Annotated in this window: 16 protein-coding genes; all 16 read right to left on the bottom strand. The window is 43.2% G+C overall.

Going from position 1 to position 23,037, the window contains the following annotated elements:
- Positions 1–71: 71 nt before the first annotated feature.
- Positions 72–1,205 carry a FecR family protein gene (locus ACK8P8_RS14800; RefSeq protein WP_369860299.1) on the bottom strand — a complete coding sequence of 378 codons (1,134 nt, stop codon included), beginning with the start codon at positions 1,203–1,205 and terminating at the stop codon, positions 72–74.
- A 116-nt stretch (positions 1,206–1,321) separates the two neighbouring features.
- A complete protein-coding gene (locus ACK8P8_RS14795; RefSeq protein WP_369860300.1) occupies positions 1,322–2,365 on the bottom strand; it encodes a Fic family protein in 1,044 nt (347 codons plus the stop codon).
- Positions 2,366–2,530: 165 nt separating this feature from the next.
- Positions 2,531–3,094, bottom strand: a complete 564-nt coding sequence (locus ACK8P8_RS14790; RefSeq protein WP_369860301.1) for an RNA polymerase sigma factor — start codon at positions 3,092–3,094, stop codon at positions 2,531–2,533.
- A gap of 68 nt (positions 3,095–3,162) precedes the next feature.
- Positions 3,163–5,847 (bottom strand): sensor histidine kinase, encoded by a 2,685-nt coding sequence (locus ACK8P8_RS14785; protein ID WP_369860302.1) that lies wholly within the window; start codon positions 5,845–5,847, stop codon positions 3,163–3,165.
- A 101-nt stretch (positions 5,848–5,948) separates the two neighbouring features.
- Complete coding sequence (locus ACK8P8_RS14780) at positions 5,949–6,470, bottom strand: TlpA family protein disulfide reductase (protein ID WP_369860303.1); 522 nt, start codon at positions 6,468–6,470, stop codon at positions 5,949–5,951.
- Positions 6,471–6,554: 84 nt separating this feature from the next.
- A complete protein-coding gene (locus ACK8P8_RS14775; RefSeq protein ID WP_369860304.1) occupies positions 6,555–7,898 on the bottom strand; it encodes a TlpA family protein disulfide reductase in 1,344 nt (447 codons plus the stop codon).
- Positions 7,899–7,992: 94 nt separating this feature from the next.
- Positions 7,993–9,081, bottom strand: a complete 1,089-nt coding sequence (locus ACK8P8_RS14770; protein ID WP_369860305.1) for a thioredoxin family protein — start codon at positions 9,079–9,081, stop codon at positions 7,993–7,995.
- A gap of 11 nt (positions 9,082–9,092) precedes the next feature.
- The gene (locus tag ACK8P8_RS14765; RefSeq protein ID WP_410026009.1) at positions 9,093–9,629 is read right to left on the bottom strand and encodes a DUF4843 domain-containing protein; all 537 of its coding nucleotides are present in this window, start codon (positions 9,627–9,629) and stop codon (positions 9,093–9,095) included.
- Between the two features lie 16 nt (positions 9,630–9,645).
- Positions 9,646–11,133, bottom strand: a complete 1,488-nt coding sequence (locus tag ACK8P8_RS14760; RefSeq protein ID WP_369860308.1) for a RagB/SusD family nutrient uptake outer membrane protein — start codon at positions 11,131–11,133, stop codon at positions 9,646–9,648.
- Positions 11,134–11,142: 9 nt separating this feature from the next.
- Entirely contained in the window at positions 11,143–14,418 is a 3,276-nt protein-coding gene (locus ACK8P8_RS14755; protein ID WP_369860309.1) for a SusC/RagA family TonB-linked outer membrane protein, read from the bottom strand.
- Between the two features lie 152 nt (positions 14,419–14,570).
- Positions 14,571–15,749, bottom strand: coding sequence for a FecR family protein (locus ACK8P8_RS14750; protein ID WP_369860310.1), 1,179 nt, complete (start codon positions 15,747–15,749; stop codon positions 14,571–14,573).
- A gap of 77 nt (positions 15,750–15,826) precedes the next feature.
- The gene (locus ACK8P8_RS14745; RefSeq protein WP_369860311.1) at positions 15,827–16,387 is read right to left on the bottom strand and encodes an RNA polymerase sigma-70 factor; all 561 of its coding nucleotides are present in this window, start codon (positions 16,385–16,387) and stop codon (positions 15,827–15,829) included.
- Between the two features lie 125 nt (positions 16,388–16,512).
- A complete protein-coding gene (locus tag ACK8P8_RS14740; RefSeq protein WP_369860312.1) occupies positions 16,513–17,589 on the bottom strand; it encodes a thioredoxin family protein in 1,077 nt (358 codons plus the stop codon).
- 52 nt (positions 17,590–17,641) lie between these two features.
- Positions 17,642–18,163 (bottom strand): DUF4843 domain-containing protein, encoded by a 522-nt coding sequence (locus ACK8P8_RS14735; protein ID WP_369860313.1) that lies wholly within the window; start codon positions 18,161–18,163, stop codon positions 17,642–17,644.
- 13 nt (positions 18,164–18,176) lie between these two features.
- Complete coding sequence (locus ACK8P8_RS14730; protein WP_369860314.1) at positions 18,177–19,601, bottom strand: RagB/SusD family nutrient uptake outer membrane protein; 1,425 nt, start codon at positions 19,599–19,601, stop codon at positions 18,177–18,179.
- Between the two features lie 17 nt (positions 19,602–19,618).
- Positions 19,619–22,906: a SusC/RagA family TonB-linked outer membrane protein gene (locus ACK8P8_RS14725; protein WP_369860315.1), complete on the bottom strand. Its 3,288-nt coding sequence runs from the start codon at positions 22,904–22,906 to the stop codon at positions 19,619–19,621.
- Positions 22,907–23,037: the final 131 nt, after the last annotated feature.

The raw sequence follows: 23,037 nt of genomic DNA, 5'->3' as shown, positions 1-23,037 counted from the left end.
TTGTACTTGAATTTATTTAATGAATAATTCAGCCTTAAAAGCGAGAGATGTGTGCGCATCTTTTGCTTTTTTTATTGCTGTCCTACAATCACTTTCTTTCCATGTATTTTGTATTTTATTTTTCCGGTCAAAACCACTTTATCCAATACCTCCTCCAGTGTCTTGCTCCGCTCCACGTATATATAATAACGATCGGTTTTCAAATGCTCCGATTCGTACTCCACTTCCATATCATACCAACGGGAAAGCTCATTCATCATATCTTCCAAGGTCACATCCTTGAACACGAATTCCCCGTTCTTCCATGCCAGCACTGACACCAAATCAGCCTCTCGTACAGTCAGAGCACCGCCACCCGCCACACACTGCTGACCGGGATTCAATATCAAAGAATCCGAGCCCGCCGCCACGCTCACTCGCCCTGTAACCAATGTCGTTGAAACATCATCTCCCCGGTAAGCATTCACGTTGAATTCCGTTCCCAACACTTTTACCGTTACCGCTGCCGCCTCCACCAGAAAAGGACAGTTTTCGTCACGAGCAACTTGAAAATACGCCTCACCCTGCAAATATACCCTACGTTCGTCTGGTTGGAATTCATCGGGGAAACGAATTCTGGATGCCGAATTTAATATCACCCGCGTACCGTCTGCCAGAGTCAACTGGTATTCCGCTCCCCGGGGAACAATCACTTCACTATAGGTTATCTCTTTCTTATCAGACTCTAGCACCTGCTTTTGTTCCAACTGCTTCAATCCATTGTTCTTCACCTCGAAACCCGGCACCTTCAAGGTAATATTTTCACCCGTCTTCACGACATGAGTTGTACCATCAGACAACACCAAGCGAACCCCCTCTGTCTTAGTCATCTTAACCATTGGTGATACTTTCGGTTCTCCATCCATCATCAAACGGACACCGAAAAATACCCCGACAACAACAGCTGCCCCGGCAATCCATCCCATCACACGGCGAGATATAAACCGACGCTTCCGTGTCCGCTGCCTCACTGCAAGCCAAGCCCTTTCAATTTCCTCCCGGGACAGGTCATTCACCTCCTGCCCCTCCCGGTAGAAAGCCTCGGCATCTTTGCAAAAGCGTTCTCGTTCTTTGTCCCCCCCTTGCCATTCCGACACTTCCTGCTTTTCCCGCTCGGAAGATTCATCGAGAGCCATTCGCTTTATTTTTTCCCACTCGATTTCCATGATTCATCATTTGCTTTACATGTATAAGACGACACACTTTGAAACCGGGGGACAAAATTCACCAACTTTTTTTTCAAATTAATTTCAAAAGCTACAAGCAGAGCAAAAAATTTTGGCTAAAAAAATAAAACTACCTCCCAATGCCCTGACTTATTAGAGCCGATACGCCTAATGAGACCTTTCTCTTTTAACGTCGCCATAATGCGCTCACCTTGTCGTAAAGAAACCGAGAGCGCTCCTGCAACTTCTTTCGCAGTTATTCGACTATTAATTCGAATAAGTTCTAATGCACGTTGTTCGTTTATACCGACATTTATACCGACATTTATACCGACATTTATACCGACATCGGAACGAGATTCTATACCTTCGTTCTCTATTGAACCCTGATAATTACGAATTGTTTGTTCAAGATTGTGGATATGTTCATCAAACATAAAGTTACGGAACAATTCAATATTATCATTCTCACGCGTAGCAATAAGAGCTTCAATGTATTCAGCTTTACGCTCTTTATTGATATTTGTCGGGATAATCTCAAATTCAAACTGTAACTGATTCATTAATAAACGAGACATCCTGCCATTACCGTCAGCCCACGGATGAATAGTTACCAAATCAAAGTGAGCATCAAAGCTCAATTTGTAGCACTCAATAACATTCGCCTTTGATAGAGTTTTTCGTCTCTGATTTATACTTTCACAAAGTTCCGCAAGCTTTGTAGGCACCTTTGAATAATTCATATAGGAATACCCCCCGGCTCCTGCCGTAACATTCAGTAAACGCAGCTCTCCATTGGCTGACGAAAATTCACCTAAAGCAGTTTGATAAGTTGTCCCTGTATTTTTCAAAACGATAGAAGATAGCTTCTTAAGCATCGCAACCGTAATATCGCTATGGCTCTTTGCAAAGTCTATCGATTGCTCGTATGCCGCTTTGAGGTCTAAATTCATCAATAACTCAGCCATTGAGCGACCTTTGGCACTAATACCTTCGTCAAATAGAAGTTGGTTTTCAATCTCAGTGACTGTTGAACCTTCAATAGCCGTCGAATGGGTAATAAGAGAATACAGATAGAATTTATTGTAATCTATCTGTTTATCGATACCCAACTCCTTAAATTGAGCCAATAAGGATAATAATTCTTGTTCTCTGGTCATGATACACCCCCTTTCTGTGCAAACTCTTCACGTGAATATCCAAGTGCTTTGTTCTCACATATTCATTTATCGGTAGATTATCTATATTCGATGCCTTTTCGGGTACGAATATAGTGAATATTTTTAAAATAACACCCCAAAAAATAGCATTTGGAAAAATAAGCATCAACAGAAAAGAATCATCAAAACTTTATAAGGCACGGATTCGCGCAAATATTTGTACGCTCTTTTAACATAGGTATGAACGGATTCTTCCGTAATATCCAGTTCTCGTGCGATTTCCTTGTAATTCATTTTTTGGAAAACCTTCAATTCCAACACTTTTCTCTGCTGTTCCGGCAATCCTTGCATACATTGTTTTACCTTGTCCAGTAATTCTTGATTATCCTCGTACTCCACCGTACCGGAAAAAATCAAAGCCTCAGCCAATTTCTCCTTGTTGGCATCAATCACTTGCAGATGTTTTATATAATCAAGGCAGCCATGTTTCACGGATGAATAGAGATAGCTTTTCAAACGGGTATCAACGGGCAACGAGGGTGCGGCAGCCCAAAGGGACACGAAAGTATCCTGCACCATATCCTCGGCTAAATTCTTGCTCATCAAATAGGCATAAGCCAACCTGTAGAGGCTGGGATAATAGGTTTTAAAGATTACCTCGAAGACCTCATGCGATTGATTTCTCAACCCGTTGACCAAATATTCATTCACGTCTCCAATTTCACGCACGGCACAATAGCTTAATATTGGTCAAATGTAAATAAAATATTGATTTTTCATCTATTCTTGGAATACTTTTAACAAGAATTTTTCGGCAATGTAAACCAAAATGTAGAACCTTCGCCTTCTACCGAGTTCACCCCGATTTCCCCACCCAGTCTTACCACGATACTCTCGCAAATGGAAAGTCCCAATCCCGTACCTTGTTGGAAGGGATTCAACTTGACGAAACGCCCGAACACTTCTCGCGTTTTATCGGCAGGAATCCCACAGCCGGTATCGGAAACAAAGAAATAGATTTTCTCATCGTCCAACATTCTATACCCAAAACGGATATATCCTTTTTTGGTAAACTTTATCGCGTTCGTGATCAAATTATTCATAACCTGCATCAATCTGTTGGCATCCGAATAAATCGTACATTCCGGCAGGCGTTCCGTGAATTCAACGGACACCGCATCATTCTTCAGGCGTAACCGGGCTGTTTGTTCCATTTCTACCAGTAACAAGTTAAGATTTACCTTAGAATAAACGAACTCGAATACCCCCGCCTCTATCTTTGACAAATCGAGAATATCCCCAATCAGTTGCAACAACAGGGTATTATTACTCTCTATAATCTGTATATATTCTTTTTTCTCTTCTTCGTCCACGGTTTCCGCCAACACGTTCGAGAACCCGACAATAGCATTCAACGGAGTACGAATCTCGTGACTCATATTAGCCAAAAAGGCCGATTTCAAATGGTTCGAGATTTCTGCCTGTTCTTTCGCCTTCACGAGATCCATTTCCAATTTCTTGCGGTCATCAATGATTATAGAACCTCCCACTAACATGCTCGGTCGACCGGATTCATCCCGTTCCCCCACGATAACAAAACTCTCGAACCAATAATAAACCGGGTCCTTGATGGAAAATGAAGCCCGATACTCTTCTTTTATCACATCCACCCGTCCCTCTAGCAAATCGTCATACGCCTTCTGAATCAGTTCTCGATCATCCGGATGCACTCGCGACTGGCTATCCGCTTCCGACATTATTTTCTGATCGCTCCCATCTTCAATATATTGATTTGAAATATAGGCAATATTGTATTCCACCGTGTGTTTCCGAAGATCCCAAGTCCAAGGTATCAATCCGGTTGCATCCAGTACCAAATCATATTGCCGGTTCAATCTTTCCAACGACCGCTGGTATTCCCGGGAAGCCAATGAAGCAAAATATTCATCCGTCCGATCAATGAAAAATACATCCCACACCCCTTTTTCAGTACTGGGGAAAGTCAATTTATCAAAATATCGCGTTTCATTGCCTTCCCCGGGGAAAACAAAAGAAGCCAACCGTCCGGATTCCTTATCCATCATGTAATCCAGCAACTGATTATCCACGTCAGCTTCCGATAACCGTTTACCCACGACCTGCTCCCGTGTCGTTTTGAACACGTTCTCAAAAGTAGAATTCACGTCCAAGAAAATGAAATCGGAAATATGTCCTTCCTTATCTGTCAATAACTGTTTTCTCACGTAAATCACAGGCATATTATCCACGAGACAGCGATATTGCGAAAGTAATTGATACTCGCGAGTTTTTTGTTTCTGTCGCTGCAACAAAAGATGAAAACGCATTAAAATCAGAGCCCCAAACAGAATAATTACAGCAATAGCTATCACGAAATAAATCTTATAGCGCTGGAAAAAATCCAATGGCATCTGATAATATACCGCATCTTGGGGAAATAAATCCGGCTTTACCCCGTGATGCTCCAAATGATGATAATTCAGATACGCACGAGGTTCTCCCCCGTTCTGAACCGGTATATCGCGGGCAGCTTTACCACTCAATATTTCCTTAACCGCGGCAACCACAGTTTGCCCGAATACCGAAGAAGAAATAAAATAACCACCCGCGAAGGTTCCCGAATTCATATCCATCTCGGACAAAGTAAAAACAGGTGACTTCGAGAAACCATAAATTATTCTTTGGAGATTATCTCCCAAGTACCGATTATCCCCTTGCTGACGTCCCATGAACCAAGAATAATAAATAACTCCCACCCGTTCATCATAGAGCATCAATGAATCCAGCAGACACTCTGTCGTGATTTCTTGAGAGGAAAGCAAATCCAATTGCAGATAAGGGAAACTCTCGTTTATTACTTGACGCACCTCTTTACGTATCATCGAACTAATATACCTCCCGTCTGAAATAAAAGCGACCTTATTCATACCCGGCAATAACCCTTGCATCAACTCCACCATCTCTTTTATAAAAGAAGGCTGCTTCAAAATTGTCACGTTATACGAACGGATCATCTCCTCTGTCGGCACAAATTCCACCTCATTATTCAAATCACCCAAAAGCAAATCCTCTAATCGAGAAGGCATTGAATCCCTAGAAAAACAAATAACAGTAGGCACATCCTTCCACTCCCGGTCAAACAGAGAACGACACAACAGCCACGCGGGATCCCCTATACACACGACAGCCTTGGGCGGCTTCGTGTATTTCTGCGATAAATCCGCCTTCTTCAAACCCGCCTCTTCCAGCGTTTTTATCATTGGTATCAACAACTCCTCCGCCCGAACCTCTATCTTTTCCGAAGAAACATCAGCCAGCACTTCTTGATACAAATTATTTGCCCATGCCTCGTTAAAATTTATCGAGTTCAAAATAAGTATATAATCTTTCTCTCGTGTATCTCCCGCGAATACATTAATACACGAACAAAAAAAGATAAACAATGCCGATATTCTCCTCTTCATAGCTAAATAATCCTACACTAAGCCTCAAAGCTACGAAATAATCATTTACCTATGATAAAGCGAGGAGAATATTTTCAGTTTTTCTACCGATATAAAAAATATTATATCCCTTTCAATCCCTCCAAAATCTTCTCAAACTCCGGACTCGAAGGTTTCGGTAATTTCAAATTCATCACCCGCCCCTTTTTATCCAATAAAATCAACCGGGGTACTGCCAATACCCGAAAAGCGATCATGGATGATTCGTCCCCCGCTATCCACCATTGATGACCGTTCATCTTCCCCCAATAGAGTTCATTCCGCCAACTCTGTTCCCTCGTATCACAAGAAAGACCAACAAATTCGATCTTCTTATTTTTGTATTCTTCTGCCAATCTCTTCAACGCCGGGTATTCTTGTTTACAAGGATAACACCATGATGCCCACACGTCGATCACCACATATTTCCCCTTGAATTGTTTCAAAGACATCTCCCTATTCGCCGTATCACGAAACACGAATTTCGGGACACGATCCCCTATTTTCAATTCTGCCGTATCTCGCAAAGGCAATACCTCAGCTTTCATCTGCGCCCATCCGAAATAAGGCAAACGCAATAAAACAACAAATAAAATCTTTTTCATCGCAAATATTTTTGTTACATACAATACACAAAATATTCCAAAACAATACATTCATAAAAATATCAAAGCATCACCCGTTTCATCTTACAACCCCTCCAAGCCTTCCAACACCTCCCGTGTCCTCACGTCCGAGGGACGAGTCATATTGGCATTTATAAAATTACCGTCCCTATCGATCAGCAAAAAGCGGGGAATCCCTTCACAATGAATCTCCTTCATATATTTCTCATCCTTCCCCATGTGAAGCTGTACCCCCTCCATTTCTCTCTCTCGTACATACTTCTCCCACATTTCCCGCTCCTTATCACTGGAAATACTCACGAAACAAATATTCCGTCCCCGGAAATGCTCCTCCAATTTCTTCAAATGAGGAATCTCTGCCACGCAAGGTCCACACCACGTGGCCCACAAATCGATATACACGTACCGTCCCTTGAAATCCGACAAACTCACCTCATTCCCCTCCACGTCCTTGAAAGTAAACGGCACAGCAGGTTGCCCTTTCATCAATTTTCTTCCGGTAACATACACCTTATCATACGCCGCCACGAATCCTGTATCCCGCACGTGTTCCCGAAAAACACGGTCAAGCTCTTCTGCATTCTCCACACCCACGTTCTTAACATACTCCAGTACATTCCTGTTCACGACATACTCCACCAACCGCTTATCCTTGTAATTCTCCACAACCCGATTCACCACCTCCAACACCAAATCATGCCCCGACTTCCCCGCTCCCTCCAATTTAGCCAATGCCATCAACGACTTATCAATCATTTCCCTGTATTCAGGAATCCCCCAAGACAAACTATCCTCCCGGAGTCCCTCTCGCAACACCTGTATGGTATTCTCCCGCAAATTCTCGTTCCAATCCTTTATCTCGCCATATACCACCCCACAAGCCACATGCCGATATCGAATAAACCGAAGCCGTTTCGCCTCCTGCTCTACAAACTCCACATCCAATGCGGCATTCTGCAATGTATTCGCCTTTTCAGAACTCACGAACTCCAATTTCGTCCGAAACTCCTCGTTCGGGATTCTATAATAATCCGTGAAATACATTTGCAACCCGCGGGAAGTATTCAAATAACCGTTCACATCCACATCCTCCCCCTCGAACAAACATTTATTCCACATAAAAGTCGCACACCACGATTTACCCGGTCGCATCCACACCGTGTAAGGCATATCACCCACCCACAAGCGGGCAAACACACCCCTCGACAAAGGAAGTTCCACAACCCCCTCCCGTAACGAATCCTTCACCTCGAACGCAATCGCCCTCCGTCCACCATCCACGGTCTCCAACTCCACCTTTCTCTTCTCTCCCACTGGGAAAACAACTTTAAACATTGTATTCTTCTCTCTGCCACAAGCGCTCAACACAACCCACAAAACCAAACCTATCAAACAATTCCTCATCATATCTCGATAACATAAAAACAGCGGGGGACTCCACTTCACGCGAATCCCCCCACCTGTACAAACCATTCTGTTATTTCAAATAGCACGCACCGAATCAAATATTCTCGAGCACCCCGGTCTTAAAATTGCCTAACGAATTTTTCAACTGGGACATCTCCACCTGTTCTATCAAACGGTCGGTTAAGGATATCAACTCCTTCGCCTGCCGCTTGTTCCACTTATCCCTTAAACTCATAATTGGGGCAAAATACAGATAAGCGATCTTCTCATCCGGCAATTTCGGAAATACATTTTTACAAGCAGCCAACATCTCATCCGTGTTCTGCGCGTACAAAGCCTTGATTAAATCGATATAACCGTACAAATAATCCTGCCCGCTCAACTTGTAAGTGTCCAGCATCTCTTTAAAAGCGACTATATGCTCCTCTTTCACGTTCTTATCCTGTCCCCGCAACACCCCCTCCAGTTGAAGCGCAAACATATCCGCCAACCGCTTATCCACGCGCTCGGCACCCACGTGCTTCCGGAACTCGTTCACGTGCTTTTTCAAGTAAGCCACGTTACCCGAGCCGATAGGCGAAAGAGCCGGGGCCTCGTAAATAAACCAATAAGGTTCCGTGCACTTCTGCCCGTCCTCCAGCGAAGTAATAATATCCAAAGCTATCCCTTTCGCTTTAGCCACATCACCGGCAGCGACCAACGCCTTCGTGTATTGTAATAAAAAATCCAACTTACGATTACCGGCCATATATTCGGCATCCATATTGGCGGCAGAATTCGTGTCAAAAGCGGCATCAATCTTCTTGATAAACTCTTTCCCGTCAAGCGTACCACCCACGACACGATGCACGAGCGTCCCGTCCGCCTTCAACACGAGGAAAGTCGGATAAGCCGACACACTGTACTTCTGTGCCAATTTAGGTCCTTCCCCTTTCTCCATGTCAATCTTGACACACACGAAACGGCTATTCATATACTCCCCGACCTCCCTCTGCGGCAGCACCTTTTCCGCCATCATCTTGCAAGGTCCGCACCACGAAGTATAACAATCGACGAACACGTGTTTATTCTCTGACTTCGCTTTATCTAACGCTTTATCCAACGACAAATCCTGAAAATTCGTTTGCGTGAACCCAACTACAGCCACCAACACGCCGATACACGATAATACCAATCTTTTCATATCACATCATTTTAATATGCACTATTCGTGAAAGTCACGCATCCTCTCGTCCAACCGAATGTCGTCACGCCAAAATCCTCCGTCGGCACTAGACGAACATACAAATGAAAACTCTTCCCCGCTGACTCCGGAGAGGGGTCATACTTAACCACCACAGGAATATGCGCCAAAGCGGTATCAGCCGGAATCACCATCCGTTCCATCAACCCCGGCTCCCCGAAAGGAACAAAATTCACATCCGGCACCGCCTCAAGATAACCACTCTCTTCTCCCACGGAATATTGTTCAAACATCACCTGTCTTGCACCGGAAGAGGGGTGTCCCATGGCATGCACGATAAACCATGCCGTATCCTGCAACTTGGATTTACTCACGGTTATGTAATTATTTTTCTGTGGAGAAACAACCGACATCCCACTATCCACCCCCACGGCATTCTCCCCTCTCCACATCTGCACGTAACTATCACCTTCATAATAACCCGGTTTCTCGTAATGACAAGAAACAATCAAACCGATTAATCCCAATATTAAAATTATATGTTTCATCATTTAATCTTTTAAATTACTTCAAAAATTCCTTCTCCGGTATCGGCAACACGTATTGCTCATTCGTGATCTCCACGGGATTAAAATACATCCTCGTCACCCCGTAACGTTTATAAGTATAAAAATTCTGCCCCTCACCTATCAACTCACGAATCCACTCCTTGTACACACGTTCCCCCCGGTCCGCCTCCGTGTAAGGCACATATTCCAACTCTCTCGCCGCACTAAACACCTTCCAAGCCTCATTCGCCTCCGCCAGCGGGGCACACTCCATCACGATCAAGTACATTTCAGACAAACGCACGATTGGGAAATTAGCCGGGAACGGAGACGACGGATTATTATAAAAACGCTCGTATTTTCTAAAACTCCGCCGGAAAATACCCCAACTGGGTCTATCCGCACTCTGCCATAATTGAGCCTGACGCAAATCATTCGAATTATTATCAAAGAGAGCCTTAAACTCTTCCACATTCTCGTAGCCATCAACAAACAAACTTGCCTGTGCCCCGGACCATCCACTTTTATTAATATCCCAAGTATACCAATCGTCACACTTCATCCCGCACAGATGTTCCGGGTAAGCCGCACCATCTGTCATCGAGCGGGCAAAAAAACCGGGCAGAACCGTAGATTCAACCAACGGGAAATCATCTTCAAGATTCATCAAGCGCACTTTAGTGCTCCCGTCCGGATTCTTGGCGTCAATCACCAAACGGGCATAACGCAACGCCTCGTCTTTATCTCCATACCACAAGCGAGCACGCGCCTGCAATCCCAACACACCCCAGTAATTAATCCTGCTTTTGCGAGATGTCCACTCCGCTCCATTCATTTCTGTGCTCTCGAACGAAACTTTCACCACGGGATCAGATCCCCCCAGCAACTCCTCCGCACGATCCAAATCTTCAAACAACAACTCCATGTACTTCTCGTAAGGGAGATAATCATACAAAGCCGTACTGTTCACCCTCACGTAAGGAAGATAATTTTTACCGGCATCCACGTGCGCCGGCATCGGTCCCCAGAGGCGGATCAAATCCAAATGACACAACGCCCGGATAGCCAACGCTTCTCCCATACCGATATTATATACCGAATCCGTCAACAACCCCTTGTGCAAATCCGCGTTTTTCACCAGATCATTCGCCATGGCAATCACGTCATAAAGATCGCGAAACGTATTATTCAACAAACTAATCACACTCGGTTTTGTCTTATAATCTCTTGCAGCTAAAGCAATCAAACGTTCCCCCGCGGGAGTCCAAGTACACGCCAACCCCTCCGGCAAGCAATCACCCCCGCCTAAAGTCATTCCCGGGTGATACAACGTTCCTCGCATCTTCAAATACATCCCGTTCAAAAGTTGTTTCACCCCCTCGTCCGTGGTACACATATCCTCTTCCACGATCATGGTATCCGGTTGCACCGTCAGCCAATCATTACACGCACTACATCCCAGTGCAAACGCTATTCCTAAAATTATATTTCTTACTTTCATCATTTTCATCCGTTAAAAGGTACAAGAAATAGAAAAATTCGGGTTCCTCGAGAACGGGTAAGCAGTTCCTCGCTCCCGCTTAATCGTCGACAAATAGAAAATATCACTAATAAAAGCACTTACCGACAACCTCTCCATACCCAAATATTTTTTCGTGAACTCCCGTGGAAACTGGTACATCACGTTAATATTCGTGCAACTGAACACATTATCTTTATGCACAAACATATCATTCGGGTACGAGGCTACCGTCCCGTATTTTTTATAACGAACATTATCACCCTGCTTCAACCAAAGATTATCAATAATACGGGAATCCACGTTATTTTGTAAAGTCAAATTCTCGGCCTTGTTCAACTCCGTAAAATTAATTTGATAACCTCCCCACTTCACGTTAAAACCCAAGTTCACCGTCAATCCCTTGTAAGCAAATGCCGTAGTTATAGAACCATTGATCTTCGGCTGGCGATCTCCCAAGTAAACATAGTTTTCCATACCATCATAGGTAGTTACCTGCCCGTCTTTCGTCAAATAAAGGCGATTCCCCGTCATCGGGTCTATACCCAAACTACGCATCCCGTAAATAGCATCCATCGAATGTCCTTCTTGGTACTTGAAATAATCCGAGGAAGCCACCTTCCCTCCATACGTTTGTTCCAAAGTCTGCTTAAACGCCTCCGACAATTTCACCACCGTATTCTTATTCCCGTAGAATCTTCCGGTAAGCGACCACATCAAATCTTTTTCCGTATTCCGAACCACATAACCGGTCACGTTAAAATCCCATCCCTCGTTACGTATCTTCCCGATATTTCCTTTCATCATCTCCTTCCCGTGAGATATCGGCAAGTAAACATCAGCAACAGTATTGGCTGTCAACTTGTTAAAATAGTTCGCTTGAAACTGCAAGCGTCCGTTAAACACCTCGAAATCAATCCCCAAGTTATGCTGATACGTGTTTTGCCATTTCAAATTAGGATTGGCGAACGTGCTTCTCATCAACCCGAAGCCATTCAAGTAAGTCTCGGAATTAGCGTTCGAGTAAGTCGTCATAGCGTCCGACGGGTTGAATCCCATGTTACCGGTTACCCCGAAAGAATAGCGTAAACGCAAATTGCTTATCCAACCCACGTGATCGGCAATAAAACTCTCGTTCGAGATATTCCAACCGCCACCGATAGCGTAGAAAGACCCCCAACGACTGTCAGAACCAAAAGAAGACGAGCCGTCCGTGCTATACGACAAATCCAAGAAATAACGCATATCATAATAATAGTTCAATCCTGCACGCAAAGAAATCCGCCGGGTTGTCGTTTCCTCTCCTTGAGTCCCCGTCGTGTTCGGGTACCCCAATGACATACCGGCATGATCGATTTTATCATTTATAAAACCCGTTGCCGCCCAATACACGCGATCGTTCAAATCTTCCTGTATCTCAGCGTTAAAGTTCGCCGTCACGGAATGCTTCTCCGCAAAAGTCTTTGTCCAGTTCACTGTCAACGATGCCCTCCAGCTATCCTTCTCGGTTTCATTCCTACTGTAACGTCCTTTCTGAGTGATATCCGTCACGGAATTAAACATCTTGTGAGAGGGAGGCGTAAACTCATCCCGCTGGGAAATCTGTCGGGTTAATCCTAAAGATCCCATCACGTCAAAACCTTTTCTAATAGCGTAACGAATAGAAGTTCCACTGCGGAAAATCGAGTATTTTGACTTATTCCACACCCCCTTTTCCCAATTATACACCGGATTTTCAACCATCGTCGCAAGAGGGTGATTGAAATACTCCACCAGATTCCCATTCTCATCATAAGGTTCCCAGTAACGATTCATGCTGGCAAAAGCGGAATAACTCCCGTAAGGACTATCCTTAGCAGTATTCACTCCCACGGAAAAAGACTGAATCACTGTCCATTTGTCCGTCATGTAATTCACTTCCAACGTTCCGTTATAATTATTCCGCTCGGACCCTTTCATCACACCAACTTCCCCGTCATACGATAAGTCCAAACGGAACCGCCACTCCTCGGCACCTCCCATGAAGTTCAGCCGATGGCGTTGCCCCACACCCGTACGTACCGGAACTCCCAACCAATCGAAATTCACTCCGCGGTCAACGGCATCCTTCACCTTGTCATAATACGTTTTCCCGTTCACCGTCTCATATATCCCGTAGGCCTCTTCCAATTCGAACTTTTCTCGTGCCGTGGCTAAATAATCATAAGAACTTAAATCGGGAGCCTGCACTTTAATCGTACCATCATACGTCACTTGCAATTTTCCGGACTCCGGGCGGATTGTCGTGATCACCACCACCCCGTTCGCACCCCTCGAGCCATACAATGCCGTGGCACTGGCGTCCTTCAATATCGTGATGTTCTCCACCTCGTTATCATTCAAGTCCATCACACGCTCCAGCGACACCTCGAAACCATCCATGATAAACAAAGGCGTATTCAACTCCGCACGACTTGCCTTCTGCAAATCCGATACATTGGAAAACGTGGAAGCTCCCCGCAACTGAATCTCCGGCAAAGCATTCGGGTTAGACCCCTGCTCGTTATTTTGAATAATCCTGAAACTGGGATCCAAATTAGACAATGTCTGAATCAGATTTCTAGAATAATTCGCTTTCAAATCCTCTTTCGAAATCGCCGTCACCGCCCCCGTGAAACTCTCCTTCGGCTTGTTAAAAATACCGGTAATCACAACCTCATCCACCTTCTGCACATCTTCCTTCATCACGATCGTCAACGGCTTCATATCATTTTTCACCTGCACTTTTTGCTGTTGGAATCCCACGAAAGAAAAAATCAATTCCATACTATCCCGCTTCGGCAAGTCAAAATCAAACTCACCTTTAGCATTCGTCACGAAACCCAACGTTGTTCCTTGCACCCGAATAGTCACCCCCGGCAAGATCTCTCCTTTCGCGTCTTTCACGATTCCTTTCACCGTGATCTTCTGCAAAGTATCGGCAGCCACAAACGCAGCCCGCTGAATAATGATCGTGTGATTAATCAACTTGTACGTCAAATTCGTACCCTTCAAACAAGCGTCCAACACCTCCTTTATATCCGCATCGTTATAATGCAGATTCAAGTGCTGCACGCCCTCCACGTGTCGGTCTTCATACAGAAACGTGTAATCCGTACTTTTTTCCAACAACCGAATAACAGACTCGAACGAAGCATTCTCCACTTGCAGGGTTACCTTCGCCTCCTGACTATACACTCCTGCAGTCACTTGCATAGCCGATACCAATAAAAACAGTATCACAAACCTCATAACTAACCATGTTTTTAACCACCTTCTTTTCGAAAGAAGGTCTAAAATCCTAATTTTTTTCATACATTTGTACATTAGAGTAAAACAAATACCGGTTCATCCGGTAACGAAAGACGGGATAGTGCCAATATTCCGTCTTTCATCTTTTCAATTCATTTTTTGGTTATATATATCACATTGTCCTTGATATTAAATTTCACACTTCCGGTTACCTCCAACATCTCCACCAACTTATTGAACCCGTCATAACGCCGCACGTTTCCGGAGAAACTAACCTCCCGGCACCAATCGTCCACGAACACCACTTTCACGTCATACCACCTCTCCACGATATTCATAATATCTTCCAGACGTTGTTTACGGAACACGAAATTCCCGTCCTTCCAAGCCGTGTAAGGATACACGTCCACTTTTCCCTTACTGATACCTTTTTCGCCTATCACACCTCGCTCTCCCGGTGTAAGCTCCACGCTCTTTCCTTGCTTCGAGGTCAATAACACCTTACCCGACACTAAGGTCGTCAATTGCTGTTTTTCCTCCTTGTACGAACGGGCGTTAAACTGTGTACCCAACACCTTTATTTCACCTTCTTCCATCTCCACCACGAAAGGCATTCCCTCGTTTTTCTCCACCTCGAAATAAGCCTCTCCCGACAGATACACCCGCCGTTCTTCTCCCGTGAATTTCACCGGGTAACGCAATCGGGAAGCGGAATTCACGTAAACCACCGTACCATCCTGCAACTTAACCTTGAACTCTCCGCCTCTCGGGACTTTCAAGGTATTATACGCTAATTCTTCCTTCCCCGCACTCTCTCCCTGATAAGAAATTCCTTGCCCATCCTTCAAAATATCCACGCCATTCTCGTTCGTCAACGAATCCTGTAAATTTCCTCCCAGCAACAATCTTTCTCCCCCGGCTAATTCCAACTCCGCTTTCATCTCTCCCGGCTTTATTTCCACCACGTTCTCCACCTTTGCGACAATCGTTTTCTCCTTTTTCCCTAGAAAATGGAAAGCCACTCCCACACACAACAGCGGTAACATGATCCCCGCAGCATACTTCATCACTTTTACCATCGAGAACAATCGCCTTCCGCCCGTGGCCTTATCCACCCGCTCCCAAGCGGCACGTTTATTTAATTCCCGAACCACCTCTCTCCGGCGTGAACGCTCTCTTCCCGCACGCAATCGTTCATACACCCCTCTATTTTTCTCGTTTTCCCGAATCCATCCCTCCAATCGCACCTTCTCATCGGGAGTAATCTCCCCTTGCAGGTCGCTCGCTATTAACCGGGGAATATCTTCTATATATTCGTTCAAATCCTTCATTTCTTTCAATTTTACACACCTATTACAATTCACATCCCATCCGGGGTGAAAAGAAAAATAAAAAAAGAATGATTTTTTTATTGATTCAATAAAACGACCAGCATACCTATATCCGCAATGTTCTGTTTCAAGCGTTTATAAGCAATCTTTTTTTGTGTCTTCACCGTGTTTTCCGACACGCCCAACAATCGCGCTATCTCCTCGTTATCCTTCCCTTGCATAGCCAACACGAAAATCTCCCTACATCTAGGTGGTAAATCCTGTTCCGTCCGAGCCAGAATACGCTCCGTCTCCTCCTCGATCACGTAATTGATAAAACAAACTCGCGAATCCAGTTCATTTACCATAGCGGCGGCATATTCATTTTTAATCCGCTCATGCTTCAAATAATTTAAAGCATTATTACGGCAAACTTGATAAAGAAAAGATTTTAAATGAACCGTCGACGCTATACTTTCCCGGTTATTCCACAACGAGATAAAAGCCTCTTGCACGCAATCCTCACAAACGGCAACATCTTCCACGAAACGATGAACAAACAAGCACAAACTATCATAGAAAACATCAAAGACCTGCTGGTACACTTTCCGGTCACCAGACACTAATCCTTGTATCTCTATTGAAGTATCCAACTTCATGCTCACACCATTTAATTCATATCTCGAATTTGACAAAGGTAATAAAAAAACAAAAAGGACGGTCTAGTATCATAGACCATCCTTTTTTATTTATAAATAAACGAAAGGATTCCCTTCCCCCGTCTTTATCTCTTTTTCATCTGATCCAACAGAGAAATCCCCACGTTGGCAAAATTCGTCAGTGAATGTTTTAATTGAGACATTTGCACCTGCTCAGCCAATTGTCTGGTTAAAGCCTCCAATTCCTTTTTCTGCTTCTTATCCCACTTCTCGCCAAGCGACGTGATCGGGTTAAAATACAGATAAGAAATTTTCTCATCCGACATTTTTGGAAACATCTCCTTACACAACCGTAAAGTTTCATCCGTATCTTCCGCCATCACGGCTTTTATCAATGCAATATACCCGTTCAAGTGTTCCTGTCCCGTCAAGTGGTAAGATTCCAACAACTTTTCGGCATCCTCCACATCGGCAAGAGTTGCGTTGCGATTCCGTCCCCGCAGAATATCCTCCAGTTGCATTTCAAACAATCCCGCCACGGCAGCATCCACCTTCTCAACACCCACACCTTGCTGAAATTTCTCCACGTGCTTCAACAAATACACCATATTTCCCGAACCCACGGGCGACAACTCCCTGTTCTCGTAAATAAACCAATAAGGAGCCGAACACTTCTCGTCATCGTCCAAAGAAACCAATACTTCCTGAGCAATCCCTTTCGCTTTCTCCACGTCACGAGCCTGCACCAGCGCCTCGATATACTTCATCAAGAAATCCATATTGCGATTACCGGTCATGTACCGGACTTCCAGTTTTCCGATAGAATTTTCATCCAGTCCCTCCCGTACCTTCTTCAAGAACTCCTCTCCGGTTCCGGTACCGCCAATAACCCGGTGCAACAAACTTCCGTCCGTTTTCAACATCAAAAACGTCGGGTAAGACGTCACCCTGAACTTCTTCGCGATATCCCGTCCTTCCCCTTTCTCCATATCAAACTTCACGCACACGAAATGTTCATTCATATAAGCCCCGACCTCCTCTAACGGCAAAATCTTTTCCGCCATCATCTTACAAGGTCCGCACCACGAAGTATAACAATCTACAAAAACATATTTATCTTCCGCCTTCGCCTTCTCCAATGCCTTCTCCAACGTCAAATTCCGGAAATTCGTCTGTGCAAACGCGGATACAATCACAAACATACAAGTGAATGTTAATATAAATCTTTTCATTTTCAATACTTACATTTGATAATTAATAATTAGAATACATACAACGCCCTTTTAACAAAGTCGGCATACCAAGTTCAAAATCATCAGTGGATACTAATTTAAAATTCAACGCAACACTTCCCCTGGTCCCGGTATCATACAAAATCACAACCGGAATATTCATGTGAACTGAATCCGCGGGAATAACCATATATTTTTGAATCTCCGGATCATCAAATGCGACATAATTCACACCCGGAACAGCCTCTATGTAATTTTTATCCGCTTCATTTGTATACTGCTCAAATCGCACTTGCCGTTCCCGACTCGAAGGAGTCCCCACTGCTTTCAACCGAAACCAAGCCGTATCGCGCAAACGGGTAGAACTTATATAAGGATAATTCACAGGAGACGTCTTCACCTCATTGGAATCTTTATGTAGCAAATTTCCACTATAATAGAATTGGATATAATCACGTCCTTCATAAAATCCCGGCTTCTCGTAATGGCAAGAAGCGAAACTTATAACACCAAAGACAAATATAATAATAGATAATCGTTTCATAACTTCTGATTTTTTATTCACTTATATATTCTTTTTCCGGAATAGGTAATACGTATTGTTCCTCTCCACATTCACTTATACCAAAAAACATATCTTTCACGCCAAAACGTTTATAAGTAAAAAAGTTCTGACCTTCACCAATAAGCTCTCGAATCCATTCTTTATACACTCGTTCCCGGCGATCAACTTCGGTGTAAGGAACATATTCAAGATTACGAGCAGTACAAAATTCCTTGTAAGCCTCATTTGCCTCACTCAAAGCCCCCTTCTCCATAATTATCAGATAAACCTCGGACAAACGCATAATCGGGAAATTCTGGGCTGCTTTAGTTCCAGAATAAAAACACCTCCATTTTCTTAGCACATAGCCGTACATCATCATTAAAGTTCTTTCATAAGTCCAATATTTTGTATAACGCATATCAGAGGTATTCCCATCAAATAACACGCTTATAAAAGTCGGATCAAAATTGGCTATTGCCGCTCTTCCGGACATCCATCCTCCTTTCCCATAATCATAAGTATCACATTTTGTCCCGAACAAATGCTCGCTGTAAGAAGTACCATCCGTCCATGAACCGTCAGGAAAATCATCCGCCTCATTTGTCAATCGGAATTTCTTTGAGCCATCCGGATTTATTGCTTCTTTCACAAGTCTTGCATACCGTAGGGCCTCCTCTGTGTCCCCATACCACAAATGAGCTCTTGCCTGTAACCCCAAAACCCCATAATAATTCAATCGGCTTTTCCGATAAGGCCATATACTATTCGTGGTCTCGGTGGATTCAAAAGGTTGATTCAATATAACATCTGACTTCCCTAGTAACTCCTCCGCCCGATTCAAATCCTCAAACAATAATTCCATATATTTATCATAGGTCACGTATTCATACCTCTCGGAACTATTTACCGTAACATAAGGTAAATAAGTCTCTCCCGCATTGATCTTCGAGGGCATAGGCCCCCATAAACGGATCAAGTCAAAATGCGCCAATGCTCGTAACGCGTGGGCTTCTCCAACACCAACATTATAAACCTCATCTGAAATTTTCTCCCGATTAGACTCGACACCCTGAATCAAATCGTTCATGGTCGCAATTATATTATAAAATCCTTTAAACGTCGTATTTAACGGACTTTTCACATTTTCCGTTGTATAATCATGATTTCCCAAATCATACTCTTTGTTGCCTTCGCTTACAGACCATGAACACGCCAATGACTCCACCAATCCTCCACCGCCCATTTCACCCGCGGGATAATATAATATTCCTCTCATTCTTAAATACACGCCATCTAATGCTTGCTTTATTCCTTCATCCGTTGAATATAAATCCTCTGCCAGAATGGAAGTTTCCGGTTGAACTGTCAACCAATCGTTACAAGCCGTGCAATTTAATAGCAACGCTATACCAAAAACATATATTTTCTTTCTCATCTTTTTAAATTTTATATCTAGAATGAACAAGAAATTGAAAAATTGGGATTAATCGAGAACGGATAATCTGTACCTCTTTCCCGTTTAATCGTAGATAAATAGAATATATCACTCAAGTAAGCACTTACAGTTAACGTTTCCATACCCATCTTTTGGCACCATTTCCGGGGAATAACATAGGAAACATTAATATTCGAACAACTGAATATATTATCTTTATGCACGAACATATCACATGGATACGTATACTGGCTTGCCGCATCAGAATTAACATTGTAGGCCTTATACCGAGATTTATCCCCGGGTTTTTCCCATCCTTGAGTCAAAGCTCGTTTGTCTATATTATACAATAAATACAAATTCTCGCCTTTTGTCATTTCCGTAAAATTCACTTGGTAACCACCCCACTTCACGTTAAAACCTATATTGACAGATATTCCCTTGTATGAAAAAGAGGTATTTACATTTCCACTTACTTTAGGCTGACGATCCCCTAGAAAAACAAGATCATTCGAACTTTGCGTAAATGTAATATCATTATTTTTATCCAAGAACATGCGATATCCTGACAATGGGTCAATCCCTACCGAACGCAATCCATAAATAGCATCCATAGAATGTCCCTCTATGTAACGATAGTATTCTTGGGCTCCGTTCATCGTCTTCACATCATATTTAACAGATTCTTTAAATCCTTCTGACAACTTGACAATCGTATTAATTTGTCTGCTAAACCTACCCGTAATACTCCAATTAATATTTTTACTCGTATTACGAATTGGATATACCGTCACGTTCAACTCATATCCCTCGTTTCTGATTTTCCCGATATTCCCCATATAATATTCAAACCCATGGGATATAGGCAAATTGATACGCTGTACTGCATTGTCTGTCAACTTATTGTAATAATTAAACTGAAATGTCAAACGATTACTGAAAAAACCCAAATCAAAACCGGTATTATGCTGGTATGTATTCTGCCATTTCAAATGTGGATTAGCAAAACTCACCATATCAACACCAACTCCCGCCAAATAAGTTTCATTTGTATTCTGGCGATATACAGTCATTGCATCCGCGGGACTAAATCCCATATTACCGGACACCCCATAAGAATAACGCACTCGAAAGTCACTAATCCACCCCAAACGCTCTTTAATGAAACTTTCATTATATATATTCCACCCTCCTCCGACAGACCAGAAAGATCCCCAACGACTCTCCGAACCAAAAGAAGAAGAACCATCCGTACTATATGAAATATCAAAGAAATAGCGCATATCATAATAATAGTTTACAGAACCTCGCAAAGAGATTCTACGAGTGGTCGTTTCTTCCCCACTTGTCCCCCAAGAATCCGGGTAACCCAATGACATCCCGATATTATCTATCTTATCAGTTAGAAAACCCGTGGCAGCCCATCTTACATTTTCATCTACATCTTCTTGTATTTCTCCATTCAGATTTACAGTTAACATATGCTTCTCTTTAAACGTATTCGCATAGTTCATAGTTAGACCCGCTTGCCAACGATCTGTTGTTTTATCCGTCCGATCATAACGTCCCTTTTGCTCCAACTCTTTAGCGATATACCATTTATGAGAAGGAGGCGTAAAATTATCTTTACGTGATATCTGGCGGCTTAATCCGACTGAACCCGCTAGCTGAAATCCGGGTTTAATCGTATAACGGATTGAGGTATTACTTCTCAATGAAGTATACTCGGAATCATTCCAACATCCCACACTCCAGTTATACAAAGGATTATCAATAGGATTTGAATTTAACGGATGATAATAATAGTCCATTGCATTTCCATTTTCATCATAAGGATTCCAATATCGATTCATCCTCGCATAATCAGAAAAACTACCATAAGGACTATCTTCTGAAGTATTCAAACCAACGGAGAGCGATTGCATCACCGTCCATTTATCCGTCATATAATCCACCTCTAATGTACCGTTAAAATTGTTCCTATCAGATCCTTTCATCACACCAACCGTAGAATCATACGACAAATCAAAACGAAAACGCCAATCATCTGAACCACCCATAAAACTCAAACGATGTGTCTGCCCAATCCCTGTCCGAACAGGTACCGACAACCAGTCATAATTTTCACCTTTATCAATAGCGGCTTTTAGTTCTTCATATAGCATTTGATAATTCTCATTATCCCAAACACCATTCTTGCGTTCAAATTCCAACTTCTCTGTAGCCGTAGCCAAATTGTAAGAACTCAAATCCGGGACCTCTATTTTTACCTGTCCGTTATAAGAAACCCTTAATTTCCCCGCGGAAGGACGTGTGGTCGTAATCACAATCACACCGTTTGCCCCTCTTGAACCATACAAAGAAGTCGCACTTGCGTCTTTCAATATCGTGATATTTTCAACTTCATTATCATTCAAATCCATCACCCGTTCCAAATCAACTTCAAAACCGTCCAGAATAAATAAAGGATAATTTAATGATGCACGATTCGCATTCTGTAAATCTTCCACACTTGATAATGTTGAAGCACCACGTAACTGAATTTCCGGTAAATGATTTGGGTTAGAGCCCGCATCATTATTCTGAATAATCCGGAAACTAGGATCAATATTTGACAATGTTTGTAAAAGATTTCGAGAATATTTAGCTCTTAACTCTTCTTTTGATACAGCCGTAACCGCTCCCGTAAAACTCTCTTTCGGTTTATTAAAAATCCCCGTTATCACAACTTCATCTACCGATTGTACATCTTCCTTCATTACAATAGTCAATGGTTTCATCTCATTCTTGACTTGTACTTCCTGCCGTTGAAATCCTACAAAAGAGAAGATCAACACGAGATTATCCCGCTTCGGCAAATCAAAATCGAACTCACCCTTGGCATTCGTCACGAAACCTATGGTTGTTCCTTTCACGCGGATTGTCACCCCCGGTAAGATCTCCCCTTTCTCATCTTTCACAACACCTTTCACGGTAATCTTGGCAATTGAATCCGTAACCGCCGTGTACACCGGTTGAATCACGATCGTGTTGTCCACCAAGCGATACGTCAACCCGGAACCTTTTAAACAAGCGTCCAGAATCACCTTGATATCAGCTTCCGTGTATTGCAAATTCAAGTTCTTGATTTGTGCCACTTGATGATCCCTGTACAGGAAAGTAAAATTCGTCGAATTTTCCAACACTTTCACCACATCCTCGAAGGACGCGTCCTGTAAATGAACTGTCACTCTAGCCTCTTGGCTATAGACACTCGCTGACAAATGCAGCGTCGATACAAACAGAAGTAAGACTACAAATTTCATAATCAAGCATGTTTTTAGCAACCTTTCACGCCATGAAAGGTCATGCATTTCATTTTTTTTCATACATTTGTAAACGTTTAATGAAACAATTTCCGGTTCATCCGGTTTTAAAAGGCGGGATACGGCCAATA

Source organism: Butyricimonas muris (assembly GCF_046365375.1).
Lineage (GTDB): Bacteria > Bacteroidota > Bacteroidia > Bacteroidales > Marinifilaceae > Butyricimonas > Butyricimonas muris.
This window is presented reverse-complemented; position numbering and strand designations above follow the sequence as displayed.